Origin of the sequence: Mycolicibacterium stellerae (assembly GCF_003719305.1) — a bacterium.
GTDB classification, from domain to species: domain Bacteria; phylum Actinomycetota; class Actinomycetes; order Mycobacteriales; family Mycobacteriaceae; genus Mycobacterium; species Mycobacterium stellerae.
In genome coordinates, this window is sequence record NZ_RARC01000002.1 from 268,273 (window position 1) to 282,834 (window position 14,562).

Annotated in this window: 14 protein-coding genes; 1 reads left to right on the forward strand and 13 read right to left on the reverse strand. The window is 66.2% G+C overall.

The genetic code is table 11. The features are described 5' to 3' along the window. Positions 1-61: 61 nt before the first annotated feature. On the forward strand, positions 62-706 hold the full coding sequence (locus tag D6M19_RS04135) for a sensor domain-containing protein (RefSeq protein ID WP_123024131.1): 645 nt from the start codon (positions 62-64) through the stop codon (positions 704-706). On the opposite strand, the gene mnmA is transcribed toward D6M19_RS04135, so the two are convergent. The 13 genes from mnmA to eltD all read right to left on the reverse strand — a co-directional run bounded on the left by mnmA (position 703) and on the right by eltD (position 14,464). Beyond that, positions 703-1,776: a tRNA 2-thiouridine(34) synthase MnmA gene (gene mnmA, locus D6M19_RS04140; RefSeq protein WP_123023889.1), complete on the reverse strand. Its 1,074-nt coding sequence runs from the start codon at positions 1,774-1,776 to the stop codon at positions 703-705. The genes D6M19_RS04135 and mnmA overlap by 4 nt on opposite strands. Further along, positions 1,776-3,005, reverse strand: coding sequence for a cysteine desulfurase family protein (locus tag D6M19_RS04145; protein ID WP_123023890.1), 1,230 nt, complete (start codon positions 3,003-3,005; stop codon positions 1,776-1,778). The genes mnmA and D6M19_RS04145 overlap by 1 nt, the downstream gene beginning before the upstream one ends. A gap of 47 nt (positions 3,006-3,052) precedes the next feature. Beyond that, complete coding sequence (locus D6M19_RS04150; protein WP_123023891.1) at positions 3,053-3,886, reverse strand: lysophospholipid acyltransferase family protein; 834 nt, start codon at positions 3,884-3,886, stop codon at positions 3,053-3,055. Continuing rightward, a complete protein-coding gene (locus tag D6M19_RS04155) occupies positions 3,883-4,740 on the reverse strand; it encodes a GNAT family N-acetyltransferase (RefSeq protein ID WP_123023892.1) in 858 nt (285 codons plus the stop codon). The genes D6M19_RS04150 and D6M19_RS04155 overlap by 4 nt, the downstream gene beginning before the upstream one ends. A 90-nt stretch (positions 4,741-4,830) precedes the next feature. Next, positions 4,831-5,484, reverse strand: coding sequence for a nitroreductase (locus D6M19_RS04160; protein WP_123023893.1), 654 nt, complete (start codon positions 5,482-5,484; stop codon positions 4,831-4,833). Positions 5,485-5,597: 113 nt separating this feature from the next. Beyond that, a complete protein-coding gene (derI1, locus tag D6M19_RS04165) occupies positions 5,598-6,071 on the reverse strand; it encodes a D-erythrulose 4-phosphate isomerase DerI1 (protein ID WP_123023894.1) in 474 nt (157 codons plus the stop codon). Further along, positions 6,071-7,813: a D-erythrulose 4-kinase gene (gene derK / locus D6M19_RS04170; protein WP_123023895.1), complete on the reverse strand. Its 1,743-nt coding sequence runs from the start codon at positions 7,811-7,813 to the stop codon at positions 6,071-6,073. The genes derI1 and derK overlap by 1 nt, the downstream gene beginning before the upstream one ends. Then, complete coding sequence (locus tag D6M19_RS04175) at positions 7,810-8,958, reverse strand: ABC transporter ATP-binding protein (RefSeq protein ID WP_123023896.1); 1,149 nt, start codon at positions 8,956-8,958, stop codon at positions 7,810-7,812. The genes derK and D6M19_RS04175 overlap by 4 nt, the downstream gene beginning before the upstream one ends. Further along, positions 8,955-10,073: an ABC transporter ATP-binding protein gene (locus D6M19_RS04180; protein WP_123023897.1), complete on the reverse strand. Its 1,119-nt coding sequence runs from the start codon at positions 10,071-10,073 to the stop codon at positions 8,955-8,957. The genes D6M19_RS04175 and D6M19_RS04180 overlap by 4 nt, the downstream gene beginning before the upstream one ends. Beyond that, positions 10,073-10,954 carry a carbohydrate ABC transporter permease gene (locus tag D6M19_RS04185; protein WP_123023898.1) on the reverse strand — a complete coding sequence of 294 codons (882 nt, stop codon included), beginning with the start codon at positions 10,952-10,954 and terminating at the stop codon, positions 10,073-10,075. Before D6M19_RS04185 ends, D6M19_RS04180 begins: the two co-directional genes overlap by 1 nt. A gap of 3 nt (positions 10,955-10,957) precedes the next feature. Beyond that, positions 10,958-11,914: a carbohydrate ABC transporter permease gene (locus tag D6M19_RS04190; RefSeq protein WP_123023899.1), complete on the reverse strand. Its 957-nt coding sequence runs from the start codon at positions 11,912-11,914 to the stop codon at positions 10,958-10,960. Between the two features lie 14 nt (positions 11,915-11,928). After that, positions 11,929-13,350, reverse strand: a complete 1,422-nt coding sequence (locus D6M19_RS04195; RefSeq protein WP_123023900.1) for an extracellular solute-binding protein — start codon at positions 13,348-13,350, stop codon at positions 11,929-11,931. Between the two features lie 25 nt (positions 13,351-13,375). Then, a complete protein-coding gene (eltD, locus tag D6M19_RS04200; RefSeq protein ID WP_123023901.1) occupies positions 13,376-14,464 on the reverse strand; it encodes an erythritol/L-threitol dehyrogenase in 1,089 nt (362 codons plus the stop codon). Between the last annotated feature and the right edge of the window lie 98 nt (positions 14,465-14,562).

Genomic DNA, 14,562 nt, shown 5'->3' on the forward strand with positions numbered 1-14,562 from the left:
CAACACTATTCGCCACACGCGCCACACGCGTTAGTCTGCGAAACAGGAAGGAGCCGACTCCATGTCCTCTGCGGCAGCCCGACTGGCGGCGTTGAGTGCCGCCACCCTGCTGGCCGCCGGGTGCGCGCAGACCATCGCGGGCTCGGCAACGCGGGCCGCTCCCGGCATCGACGACGAATCGCATTCGCCCGTGGACGTCGAGTCGGTGATGCTCGACCAGGCTCAGATGCGGGCGATCACGGGCGCGGGCGAGAGCCTAACGATCGTGCCGAGCATGGACGGCAAGATCCCCGTCGACGTCAGCGACCTGATGAACGGCACGCCCAAGGAGTGCCAGTGGTACTTCGCCGAGACGCAGACGTTCGGCCAGGAGGTCGAGGAGTTTCACAAGACGACCTTCCAGAATCCGCCCGACGGCGGGCTGATCTCCGAAGGCGCCGCCGCATACCGCGATCCGGAGACCGCGCGGCACGCATTCGCCGATCTGGTCGGCCGGGTATACGACTGCGGGTCAACGGAACTCGGGTCGACATTCATCGGTGACTGGACAGCCGATGCCAACACGCTGCGGATGCGGTCTTCGGGTACGTGCGGTCGCGACTACCGAATCAAGAACGTGGTGCTGGCCGAGGTTTCCTTCTGTTCTTTCCCCGACTCGGTTCCCGACATCATCATGACGAACATCATGGACAAGGTGCCCGACTAGGCACTGCGCGCGATCGTGGCGCTGCCGATCACTTCGTCGCCCTCGACATCGGGGCGGTAGAGCACCATCGTCTGGCCCGGGGCAACACCAAGCAGCGGCGCGCGCAGATCGGCGACCAAGTCGCCGTCGCGCAGTTCGGCAACGGCGTCGGCGATGCCGCCGTGCGCCCGCACCTGCACCGAACACTCCACGGGTCCGCGCGGCGCGGCGCCCGAGGTGAACACGGGGTTAGCGCCGGTCAGGGCCCACACCTCGAGGTCGGCGGCGGCGCCGACGTGCACGGTCGCGGTGTCGGCGTCGATGGCCGTCACATAACGGGGCCGCCCGTCGGGGCCTGGGCCTGCAATACCGAGACCCTTGCGCTGGCCGATGGTGAAGCCGTGCACGCCGTCGTGTTCGGCGAGCACCGTTCCGCCCGCGTCCACCAATGTGCCGCGGCGCACGCCGATTCGGCTTCCGAGGAATGCCTTGGTGTCGCCGGACGGGATGAAGCAGATGTCGTGACTGTCGGGCTTCTCGGCGACAGCCAGGCCGCGGCGTGCGGCCTCCTCGCGGATCTGCGGCTTGGGCGTGTCACCGATCGGGAACAGGGCATGGCGCAGCTGCTCGGCGGTCAGCACACCGAGTACGTACGACTGGTCCTTGTCACCGTCGACGGCGCGCCGCAGCCTGCCATCCGACAGCCGCGCGTAGTGCCCGGTCGCGACGGCGTCGAACCCGAGCGCGAGCGCGCGGGCCGATAGCGCGGAGAACTTGATCCGCTCGTTGCACCGCACGCAGGGGTTCGGGGTCTCTCCGCGGGCATAGGACGACACGAAATCGTCGATGACGTCCTCTTTGAATCTGTCCGCGAAATCCCATACGTAGAAGGGAATTTCGAGAATATCGGCGACCCGGCGCGCATCGCCCGCGTCTTCTTTTGAGCAGCACCCCCGTGAGCCGGTGCGCAATGTTCCCGGCGCCGCCGACAGCGCCAAGTGCACGCCGACCACATCGTGGCCCGCGTCGACCATGCGTGCGGCGGCCACAGACGAATCAACGCCCCCACTCATCGCGACGAGAACCCGCACTACTCGACCGCCCCCGAGCTGGCCAGCGCCGCCTGCCGCGCCCGGTCCACCGCGGCGGGCAGCACATCGAGTGCGGCGTCCACATCCGACTCGATGCTGGTGTGGCCCAGCGAAAGCCGCAGTGATCCGCGGGCACTTGCCGGATCGGCGCCCATCGCGATGAGCACATGCGAAGGCTGCGCGACACCAGCCGTGCACGCCGAACCCGTCGAGCATTCGACGCCTTTGGCGTCCATCAGCATCAACAACGAATCACCCTCGCAGCCGCGGAACGTGAAGTGCGCGTTGCCGGGAAGCCGGTGCGCACCTGTCGCGCCGTTGAGCACTACATCGTCGATGCTCGACAACACCCCGTCGACAAGGCGGTCGCGCAGCGCCTGCACGCGGGCGCTGGTGGACTCCATGCTTTCGATCGCCACCTCTGCGGCCTTGGCCATCGCCACCGCGCCTGCAACATCCGGTGTGCCCGAACGGACATCGCGTTCCTGACCGCCGCCGTGCAGAAGCGGCACGCACGCGGTATCGCGTCGCAGCAGCAGCGCGCCGACACCGGTCGGGCCGCCGAACTTGTGCGCCGCGATGCTCATCGCCGACAACCCGCTCGCGGTGAAGTCGACCGGTATCTGGCCGACTGCCTGCACCGCGTCGCTGTGCATCGGAACATCGAATTCTGCGGCCACCGCGGCCAGCTCCGGTAACGGCATGATGGTGCCGACCTCGTTGTTGGCCCACATCACCGATACCAGAGCCACATCGTCGTGCTCCTGCAGGGCGTCCCGGAGTGCGGCGGGGGCGACCGATCCGTCGGATGCGATCGGCAGCCAGGTCACCTCGGCGCCTTCGTGTTCGGCCAGCCATTCGATCGAGTCGAGCACCGCGTGATGTTCGACGGCGGTGGTGATGATGCGCCGACGACGAGGTTCGGCGTCGCGGCGCGCCCAGTAGACGCCCTTGATCGCCAGGTTGTCGCTCTCGGTGCCGCCCGCGGTGAAGATCACCTCGGACGGCCGCGCGCCGAGCAGCTTGGCTAGCTTCTCTCGCGATTCCTCCATGCGCCGGCGCGCCGCGCGGCCAGTGCCGTGCAGCGACGAGGCGTTGCCGACCGTCGCGAGCACGCCCGTCATCGCCTCGATGGCAGCGGGATGCATCGGGGTGGTGGCGGCGTGATCCAGGTAGACCGGCGATGAGTCGCTTGCGCGAAGAGCATCGGGCCGAGTGTCGGTGGTCATAACCGTTCCATGCTAGCCGCCGCACGGCGACCGCCCTGACTCCCCGCTCAGGCGACCAGCGCGTGCCCGTGTGCCGGTCGCCCGGTGCCCCCGCGAACCGCGGCTTCGCAGCGGGTGGCCAGGTCACGTCGGTCCGTTCCCGGTAACTGCAGCGACTCGACCTGCACATGCACGATGGTGCGGCGCGCGGTGACGAGGCGGCGGATCGACGCAGGCAAGGTGTCATCGCCCACGTAGGCGGCCACCGTGGACGGCGTGCCGTCGCGGTGGTGGTAGGCCAGCCGCAGGGGCTGAACCGGCCTGCCCGCGTCGACGGCGGCCTGGAACATCGCGGGCCGAAACGATCCGTAGGCCAGGCCGCACCACGTGGTGCCCTCGGGGAACGCCACCACGGTCTGGCCCGCGCTCAGTCGCGTGGCGACCATCCCCACGACGTCGGGCAACCGCCGCAGGCTCGCCCGTTCGATCGGGATGACCTTCATCAACCGCGCCGCGACACCGAGGCCAGGCCAGCTGATCATCTCGGCCTTGGCAACGAACGAACCGGGCATCACGGCGCCGATCGAGAAGATGTCCACCCATGACACATGGCCGCTGACCACCAGCACACCGCGCAGATTGCGAATTGGCCCGCCGGACACCGTGATTCGAACGCCGAGCGCGCGCAGCATCAGCCGGCAGTAACCGCGCTGGATGTGTGACCGGCCGGGCATTGGGATCGCCAGCAGCGGAACCGCCGACAGCAGGACGACCGCGAGCGTGGCCCGAACCGCCACCCGTACCGCCACGACGATCGGCCTGCCGCTTGGCGCGCCGCCCGCGGCCACGCAACTGGCGTCGCATGTCGCGCGCGGCACCCATGGGCTGGTAACGGCGGTCACGACGCGAACCCGTCGGCCATCTCGCTCGCCGCGGCGACCGACCGCAGCCGTTTCAGGTATCTCGTGTCGGCCCTGCGTTTGTCGAGCAGTGCCGGGAAGTCGCCGACCCCGAATTCGGGGTCGTGAGCGGGTTCACCGCACACCTGGGCACCGAGGCGCAGATAGCCGCGCATCAGCGGAGGAACGGCCACCCGTGCGGGCGGATCGATGGCGTCGAGACCCTTGCCGCCGACCATCACCGGCCGGTAGGGGTGCACGGTGTACTCCGAAGGGGCGGCGTGCCTGCGCAGCACGAAATCCCTGACACCGCGGATCTGGCTGCCGGGGGCGTCCGAGCTGCCCGGTGCGTCCGAATCCTCAACGGGCACCGAGACGCAGCCGGTGACGTAGTCGTAGCCGCACCGGTCGAGATAGGCCAGGATGCCCGCCCACATGAGCAGCACCACGCCGCCGTTGCGGTGGTCGCCGCGGACCACGGCGCGGCCCATCTCGACCAGCGACGGCCGCAGCCCATCCAGCCCTGTGACGTCGAATTCGGTTGCGGTGTACAGCCCGCCTGCGGCGATGGCGCCCGGCGGCGGAAGCATCCGGTAGCAGCCGACCAGCTCGCCGGTGTTGTCCTCCCGGACCAGCAGGTGATCGCAGAACTCGTCGAACCGGTCAGCATCTCGGCCGTCGCTCGCTCCTGCGAGCGCGAAACCCGGTTCGGTGGTGAACACGTCATGGCGAAGGCGCTGAGCGGCTTCGATGAGCGCGGGGTCGGTGGACAGCAGCAAGGTGTAACGCGGCGCCGACGACGAGGTCGTCGGTCCGCTCGGTTGGTCAGCGGCTATCAGAACAGAGGCGGTGCTCACGACTGCACGGTCGCCCAGCCGCCTCTCGAAACGGCATCGTCGCGGTGACGTGTCCGTGCACGCTGGGTGACGAATTGAGGCGATCCGACGTCAGCTGTCCAGGAACACCACGTTGTTCTCGACGGGATTGCGCGGTACCGCGAGGTAGTTGCCGGGAAATGTGGGGTCCGGGTAGCCGATGGCAAGGCCGCAGAGCACGGTCAGCTCGTCGGGTATGTCCAGCTGTTCTCGCAGCGTCTCCGGGTAGGCGGCGATCGACACCTGTACGCAGGTGCCGAGACCGCGTTCGGTCAAGGCCAGCACCAGCGTCTGCAGGAACATGCCGACGCCGAGGCTGTCGACCGGTCCGAGATCGCGGTGCATGCACACGACGGCACCCACGGGCGCGCGAAAAAACTCCCAGTTGCGCAGCTGGGCCATCCGGCGTGCTTCCGCGTCGTGCCGCCGGATACCCATCGAGCCGTAGACCAGTGCACCGAGATCCCGCCGCAGTGGAAGGAATGCCTCCGGAAGGCCGGTAGTCACCGGCAATTCGACGGATGCCTCCTCGAGCAACGCTTCGACCAGCCGGTCGCGTCGAGGTCCCGATGTGATGAATATCCGCCACGGTTGGATGTTCGAGTTCGAAGGCGCGCGCATCGCGAGCGACACCGCTTCGTCGAGCAGCTCACGAGGCACCGCCTTGTCCCGCAGGAACATCCGCGTCGAGCGGCGTCCCCTCACGACATCGCCGAGTTCTGTCATGTCGAGGGTTGTCTCCGATCGGATTCAGGTCGGGTCAGCGCGATCCTCATACGCCCAGCCTGACGCGCGCAGCGCGCGGTCGAACCCTTGAAAGTCCTAGGCCTCGTCGGACGCTACGGGGCGATTGGCTCGTATCCGCGGATGGCCTCGACCTTGTCGGCCGACCTGCCCTGCGGGTCGAATTCATATCCCAGCCACTCGCGGGCGAGCCTGCGAGCCAACTCGAGGCCGATGACCCGCTGGCCGAGGCACAGCACCTGGGCGTCATTGGACAGCACAGATCGCTCGACCGAGAAGCTATCGTGCGCGGTGACCGCTCGGATGCCGGGCACCTTGTTGGCGCTGATGGCGACCCCGAGGCCGGTGCCGCAGACCAGCAGGGCCCGGTCGGCCTTGCCTTCGGCGATCAGCCGCGCCGCCGCGACCGCCACGTGCGGATACGCGGTGTCCTCATCGGCGCCGACGCCGACGTCTGTGACCTCGGCGACGCGGGAGTCGGCCCGCAGGTCGCCCTTGAGCGCTTCCTTGTATTCGTAGCCGGCGTCGTCGGAGCCGACGACGACGCGCAACCCACCCTGTGAGCTCATCAGCCATCTCCTTTTGCGGTCAGAGCGAAGCAGTCGGCGACGGTGTGCGCGCACATCGCCAGCGAGGTCGCCCCCGCATCGGGGGTACCCACGCTGCGCTCGGCCAGCGGGCGCGCCCGGCCCACCTTCGGACGCATTTCCGAGGTCGCGCGGGCCGATTCGGTGGCGACGTCGGCCGCCAACCGCCACGCCTCCTGCCACGGCTGGCCGTCAGCCACCCGTCGTTCGAGGTCTTCGACGAACGGCAGCAGTGCGTCGAGCATCGTTTTGTCGCCGGGCGATGCGCCGCCGAGCTGGGTCAAAGCGTCGTAACCGTCGCGCATACCCGCCGCGACGGTCTCGGAATCGGGCCTGCCGGTATCGCCGAGCCTGGCTCCGAGCGCAGACAGCATCGCCCCCCACAACACCCCGGATGTGCCACCCGCCTTCGCGGCCCATGCCTTGCCTGCGGCGGTCAGCACCGAGCCCTGTCCCGCACCCTCCTCGACGGCGTGCGCCGCCGCATCGCGCGCCGCCGCCGAACCCTTGACCATGCCGCGGCCGTGGTCTCCGTCGCCTGCGACGGCGTCGATACGGCCGAGTTCATCTTCTGCGTCGGCGAGCATGCCTGCCATCGCCTCGAGTGCGCGCGCGATCAGCTGGCCACCGCGACGGCCATCGTCGTCGGCGAGCTCCGCGACATCCCGCGACGGGGCGGCGGCCTCCGCTTCAGCATCGGAGCGTCGCTCCCCCTCCGCTGCAGAACTGGTCGCTCCCTTGCGGTACGCCGGGCTGTCTGCAGGCGCGCGCCAATACTTTTCCAGCTCCTCGTCCAGCCACATCACGGTCAGCGAACACCCGGCCATGTCAAGGCTGGTGACGAGCTCACCGACTTCGGGTTCGACGATCTCGTATCCGCGTTCGCGGATCAGTGCCGCTGCCGCACCCCATACGACGAAGAGTTCCTCGTACTTGGTCCGGCCAAGACCGTTGAGTATCACCGCGATTCGCGTGCTGTCGGTGCTGGGCTTGTCAGCGAAGACACCCTCGACAAGGGTGGCCGCCAACTCCGCCGCCGACGGCATGTCCTCGTCGGAGACCCCCGGCTCACCGTGAATGCCGAGTCCCACGCCCATCTGGCCGTCCGGCACCGTGAACAACGGCCCGTCGGCGCCGGGAAGCGTGCAGCCGTCGAATGCGACGCCAAGTGTTCGGGTTGCGGCGTTCGACGCCTCGGCGACGCGGATCACGCCTGCCAGATCGAGGCCGTCCTCGGCTGCCGCGCTGGCGCACTTGAACACGGTGAAATCACCCGCGATGCCCCGGCGTTTGGCTTCCTCGCCCTTTGGTGCGCTTGCGATGTCGTCGGTGACGGCGAAGTAGTGCGCTTCGATACCTTCGCTGCGCAACTGCGTGACGGCGAGACCGAAGTTCATCACGTCACCCGCATAGTTGCCCGTGGTCAGCAGCACGCCCGCATCACCGTGAGCGGCACGTGCAACGGATGCGGCCTCCTGCGCCGACGGAGAGGTGAAGATGTTGCCGACCACCGCTCCGTCGGCGAACCCGGCGCCCACGGTTCCACAGAACGCCGGGTAGTGGCCGGAGCCGCCGCCGATGACCACGGCAACCTTCCCGGGTGGGGTCTTGTTCGCGCGGACCACCCCGCCTGGGACACCGACGACGTATTGCGGATACGCGTCGAGGAACCCGACGAGCATGTCCTCGGTGAACCGGGCCGGGTCGTTGAACAGTTTTGTCATCGCAGACGCACTCCTGTCTCGACATCGAACAGGTATACCCGCTCGGGCGGAGCACTCACGACGACCTTCTGCTCGGGTTCATACGATTGCTGCGCGGGTGTCTGGACTACGACGCCCTCCTCCATACCCGCGACCGTGGTGGTGGCAAGACCGAACTCGAGCAGGTGCTCGAAGTAGGCGACGGTGGTGGAGATGCCCTCCGCCCCGGAGCCTTCGGCGCTCAGCGAGCAGTCCTGTGGCCGGATCCCGACCGTCACCCGCGTTCCGTCCGCGACCGAGGTCACCCCGGTCTCCAGAGATCCGCTGTCCGCGCCGATCTCGACGCGCGTCTTGCCGTCGGTGACCTTGGCGACTCCACGGATGACGTTGATCTGGGGTTCACCGACGAATTCCGCCACGAACAGGTTGGCCGGGTCGTCGAACACCTCGTCGGGTGTGCCGAACTGTTGCACCACCCCGGCATCCATCACAGCCAGCCGGTCGGCAAGCGACAACGCCTCAACCTGATCGTGGGTGACGACGATGGTCGTGTAGCCGAATTCGCGCTGCAGCACCTTCAGTTCACGCCGCACGCGCTGGCGGGCTGACGCATCGAGGTGGCTCAGCGGTTCGTCGAGCAGCAGCACGGGCGGGTTACGCACGAGTGCACGGGCCAACGCGACACGCTGCTTCTGTCCGCTGGACAGTCCGGCGGGCCGCAGCTCGAGCATGTCGTTCATCTCGAGCCGGTCGCAGATCGAGGCGACCATCTTTTCGGCGCCCTTGACCTTGCGGGCCTTGAGGCCGTACAGCAAGTTGTCGCGCACGGACATCGGCGGATACAGCGCATAGCTCTCGAAGCCGACCCCGATGCCACGCTTGGAGGCGGGGAGTTGCGAAACCTCCCGGTCACCGATCTTGATGGAACCGCTTGTCACCGTTTCGAGCCCGGCGATCATCCGCAGCGTGGTGGTCTTGCCGCAGCCGGACGGGCCGAGCAACGCAACCAGCTCTCCCGGTTCGATGGCGAGGTCGATGCCTTTGACGGCCGTGACCTGCTCGCGGCCGCGCGACGCATAGGTCTTCACCAGATCGGCCAGCGTGAGGCTCTGAGCCGTCTTCGGCCCCGCAGTGGGCTTGTGTGGAGCTTCTGTAGTCGTGCTCATTGTGCCGTCTCCAAAGTCTTGTCGGTCGCGGAACCGAGCCGCTCCGTGTCGCCGTCGCCGGGGGCGAATACGTGCACGTTGTCGTCGGCGACGCTCATGGTGATTTCGGTGCCTTCGTCGACGCCCTCGCGACCCGATGCCAGCACGATCACCTGCTCGCCGCCTGCCTTCACGGTCAACTCGACGTTGCGGCCCAACCGCTCGGCGAGCGTCACGGTCCCCGCCATGTGCGCCGATCCCGTTGCGGTTCCGACGTGGATGTCGCAGGGCCGCAGTCCTACTCGCACACGATCACCGCGATCACACGCGGTGCCCGCAGGGATCGGGACGTCCAGCGACCCGTCACCGAGGCGAATGCGGCCGTCGTCGACCACCCCGTCGAGGATGTTAATCTCGGGCTGTCCGAGCGAGCGGGCCACAAAGGTGTCGGCCGGTCGTCGCCAGATCTCGTCGGGCGTGCCGATCTGGACGAACCGCCCCTTGCGAAGCACCGCGATGCGGTCGCCGAGCGCCAGTGCTTCCTGGTAGTCGTGGGTGACGTAGATAGTCGTCGTGTTCGACATCGCGCTGAGCTGTTTCAACTCGGCGCGCATCGCGGCACGTAGCTTGGCGTCGAGGTGGCTGAGCGGTTCGTCGAGCAGATAGATGTCGGCAGGCCGGACCAACACCCGGCCAAGCGCCACCCGCTGGCGCTGTCCGTTGGACAGCTCACGAGGAAAGCGGTTGAGCAGGTGGTTGATTCCGAGCGTGGTGGTGACCTGGTCGATCCGTTCGGTGCGCTGTGCCTCTGAGTACTTACCTGTCCTGCCCGACTTCAGCGGCGACGCCAGGTTCTCAGTGACGGTTTTCTGCGGGTACAGCGCGTAGCTCTCGAACGCCATCGCCACGTTGCGGTGGTACGGCTCGACGAGGGTCATGTCGACACCGCCGATGTGCACCGATCCCTCGTCGATGTCCACTAGGCCGGCAACCGATTTCAGCGTGGTCGTCTTGCCTGCACCGCTGGGGCCGAGGATGACGAAGAACTCGCCGTCGGCGATGTCGACCGACAGGGCGTCCACTGCGACCGTTTTACCGAACGTCTTGCGCAAGTTGGCAAGAGAGACTGTCGCCATCAGGCTTTCACCGCCCCAAAGGAAAGGCCCCGAACCAGATACCGCTGAATAGTCAGGGCCAGTATCAGCGGTGGCAGGGCAGCTATGATCGCCGCTGCGGCGGTCAGGTTGTAGTACGCCTGGCCGCCACCGCCGAGGAACTTGGTGATCGCGACGGTGACCGTGCCCGCATTGCTGTCGGCCAGGATCAGGGGGAACACGTAGTTGTTCCAGGCGAAGATGAAGGCCAGCAGCGCAGCGGCCGCGATGCCAGGGCGCACGATCGGCAGTGCCACCATCACGAAAGCCTTTCTGCGGGTGTAGCCGTCGAGTAGCGCGGCCTGCTCGAGATCCTCAGGCAGATCCTCGAAGTAGGACCGAAGGATCCAGACCACCAGCGGCATGGTGACCAGCTGGAGCACCCAGATCATCCCGACCTTGGTGTCGAAGAGCCCGATCTGGTTGTAGATCACGAACAACGGCACGATCACCATCAGCTCGGGTGCGAACCGGAAGGACAGCATCTGGAACATCAGGTCGTTGCTGCCCTTGTACTTCCACCGGCCTGCGGCGTAAGCGGCTGGAATCCCGATCAGCAGCGAGACGATCACCGCGCCGCCACAGTTGATGAGGCTGGTCAGCAGCGAGGTCTTGAAGTCGACGCTGGTCATCTGAGTGCCCTTGTCGGACACCACGGTCGCGAAGTTCGACCACGTCGGGCTGAACTGGAAGTACGTGGTGGTCTGCTCCTCGGCGTTCTTGAGCGCCAGGATCACCATCCACACGATCGGGAACAGCGAAAAGATGAACCAGCCGATGAGGCCGATGTCGGCGGCCACCGGCCCGATGCCCAGCCTTCGCTGTCCCGGAAGGAGTTCGCTTCTGCGCAGTGAAAATGCCATGGCCTATGACTCCGCTCCGGCAGCACGACGCTGCGCCTTGCCGAGCACGCTCACCAGGTAGCGCGCGGTGATGAACACGATGATCCAGAGCAGCAACATGTAGGTACTGCCACGGGAATAGTCGAGGTTGATGATCGAGTCCTCGAAGGCGCCGATCTGCAGCGTCCTGGTTGCCACGCCGGGACCGCCTGCGGTCAGGACGTAGATGTGGTCGAACACCTTGAGGTTGTCCATGAATCGGAAGATGACTGCCACCAGGATGTAGGGCCACAGCATCGGCAGCATCAGCTTGCGGAACATGTAGAACCAGCTCGCGCCGTCGACCTCGGATGCCTCGAACGGCTCCTTGGGCAGCGAGCGCATGCCAGCCAGCACCAGGATCGCGACGAACGGCGTGAAGATCCAGAGGTCGACCAGGATCACCGACCACAACGCGGTCCCACTGGACAACCAGTCGAAGGTGTTTCCCAGTCCCAGAATGTGATTGAGGATCCCGAACTGCGGGTTGAACATCAGCTTCCAGATCACGCCCGCGATCACCGGTGCGATCATCAGGGGAAGGATCAACACCTTTTCGAAGATCTTTCCGACGATGGACGACCTGTTCAGCAGCAGCGCCAGGCCGACGCCGAGAACCGTCTCCACCGCGGTCGCCAACACCGCGAAGATCGCGGTAACCTTGACGCTCTGCCAGAAGACCTGGTCGCCGAGGACTGATTTGAAGTTGTCGAACCAGATGAAGTGCGGGTTCGGGTTCACCGCGGCGTAGTTGAGGAACGCGTAGTAGGCGCCAACCACGAACGGGTAGAGGATCCCGATCACGATCACCAGCGCGGGGATGGACAGTAGATAGGGCCGCAGCTTGCGCCGCCATCTCGGCACCTCGGGCAGCGTGCGGCGGGGCGCCTTCGGCTGCTGCTCCGGCGAGGTGGCCGTCGCCTTGTCGGTCTGAGTCGTCATGTGTGCCAGAGCTCCTAGAGGTTGACCTTGGAGGTGTTGGTCTTCGCGAGACTGCGCAGGCGCGAGGCGGCGTCATCTCCGCCGTAGATGTCCTGCAGTGCGACGGCCCAGTTCTGTGTGGTGTCGAAGAACTTCTTCTGCGGCGTGAACTGGATCTTCGACTGACCGATGACGGTCTCGAACGTCTCCAGGTAGCCGAACTGATCGGCGGCGACCTTCTTGAAGGTGGTGTCGAACACCGACTTCCGTACCGGGTCGGCGTAGGTACCGCCCTGGACGGCCTTGTTCATCGACTCCTTACCGGTGGCCCATTGGATGAACAGCCACGCGGGGAGCTTGTTGCGCGAGTTGGCGCTCATCGCCCAGCTCCATGTCCACAGGTTGGTCTTGTAGTTGCCATCTGGTCCTGCGGGCCCCGGATACCACGCCAGGTTGCCGGCTTCCTTGCTGGCGCCGGGCTTGTTCTTCGGGTAGGTCGCGCTGTCGGCGTCGAACACCATCATCGCCTTACCGTCGCCGAGATCGCCTGTGGCGTTGGGATAGTCGTAGGTGGTCCACGACGTCGGCCCTGCCTTGTGCTGCATCTCGATCCACTTCTCGGTGAACGCGATCGCCTTGTCGCTGTCCATCTCCGCGATCAGGTCGGATCCGTTGAACGTGTAATCCACCGCTCCCTCGCGGGTGTACTGCGTCATGAACCCGGGGTGGATGGTGGCCCACGATTTCGACCCGCGGGTCGAGATGCCGTACCGGTTCTGCGAACGATCGGTCAGGTCGACGGCCAGCTGGATGAAGTCGTCGAGCTTGTCGGGCAGCTTTGTGATGCCCTTCTCGTCGAAGATCCGCTTGTTGTAGGCCACCACGTTGTTCTCGAATCCCCACGGGATCGCCCACTGACCGCCGGTGCCCAGCGGGTTGCCGAGGGTGAAATCCCAGCGGGTGGAGGTACGCAGGCCGTCGAAGATGTCCTCGAAGTCATACTCGGCGTTGGTCGCAGAGCTGTTCTTCAGCCATGGGTCGAGATTCTCGATCCAGCCCGGTGGGCCGTACTGCCAGATGAAGTAGGCCCCGAGCATGAACGCGTCGTGCTTGCCTGATCCGCCTGCCAACTCGGTGTTGAGCTTGGTGAAGTAGTCCGCCTCCGGCACCAGGTCGACGTTGACCGTGATCCCCGTGAGCTCGGTGAACTCTTTGAGCAGCGGCTGATACGACAGCTGGTAGGGGTGCGGGGTCTGCAGGATGTTGATCGTCGAGCCCGATGCCTTCTTCCAGTCGAATCCGCCGGTGACGGCATCGGCACCGTTGGGCAGACTGGCTTTCCCACCTACGCCGCAGGAGCTCAGGATCGGGGCGCTCGCAGCGGCCGCGCCGGCAATGCCCAATGCCGCCAGCATGTTTCGCCGCGACATCTGCGGCCCGGAGAATCCTCGACTCATCTGCTTAGGCCCTTCGTATCGGAGGTCACGCCGGGATCAGCGAGACTTTGACCGATTCCTTGCCGCTGGCCACCAGATCGAGGCCTTGCTGGAATTCGGTGAGCGGAAGCTGGTGGGTGCAGATCTTGTCCATCGGCAGCACGCCGGATTCGATCATCTTGATGGCCGCGGGCCAGCAGTAGGGGCCGAGATGCGCGCCGAGGACATCGAGTTCCTTGTCGTCGCTGATGATGCTCCAGTCGACCGAGACGTCGCTGCCGAAGACGCCGTACTCGACGTAGCGACCCAGCTTGCGCAACGCGTTGAGGCCCTGGGGAACCGCTGACGGATGGCCGGTGCCTTCCAGGTAGACGTCGGCGCCGTAGCCGTCGGTCAGATCCTTGATCATCGCGACGGCGTCCTGTTCGGCGATGTTGATCGTGACATCCGCGCCGCAGCCCTTGGCCAGCTCCAACTTTTCAGGGGCCATGTCGAGCGCAACCACGCGCATGGGGTTCTTGGCCCGCGCGCCGGCAATCATGCCGAGGCCGATCGGTCCGCAGCCGGCCACCACAACGGTGTCCTCGAAGGTGATAATCGCCCGCTCGACGGCGTGCAGCGAGCAGGACAGCGGCTCGGCGAACGCGGCGTGCGCGGGCGGGATGTCGCCGGAGACCTTGTGCACCAAGGCTTCCACCGGATAGGTCATGTAGCTGGCCATGCCCCCGGGGGTGCGGCGCTTGAACCCGTAGAGGTCGTGCGGCTGGCACATGTGGTACTGCCCGCGCTTGCAGAAGCGGCACTCCCAGCAGGGCACGATCTGCTCGGACACCACCCGGTCGCCGACGGCGATCCCCCACCGGGATGCGGCCTCGTCGTCGAGTTCGACCACCCGGCCCGCGAATTCGTGGCCCGGTATCACCATCGTCTCCGCCCATGCGGGGCGGTTCTCGTCGCCCCAGAACTTCGCGGCGCCGTGGTAGCACTTGAGGTCGCTGGCACAGATGCCCACGGCTTCGACACGGACCAGCGCCTCGCCCGGTTTGCGCACCGGGACCGCCACTTCCTCGAGTCGGTAGTCCTCGGGCCCATGACAGACGACGGCCTGCATTTTTTCTGGGATCTGGTCGGTCATCAGCAGCTCCTTCGACTGTGGTTGGAGTCACACTATCGAGGCGTTGCACATTTGTCCAGAACGATTGTTCAGCAAGATTCTTTCCAGAACCGATGTTC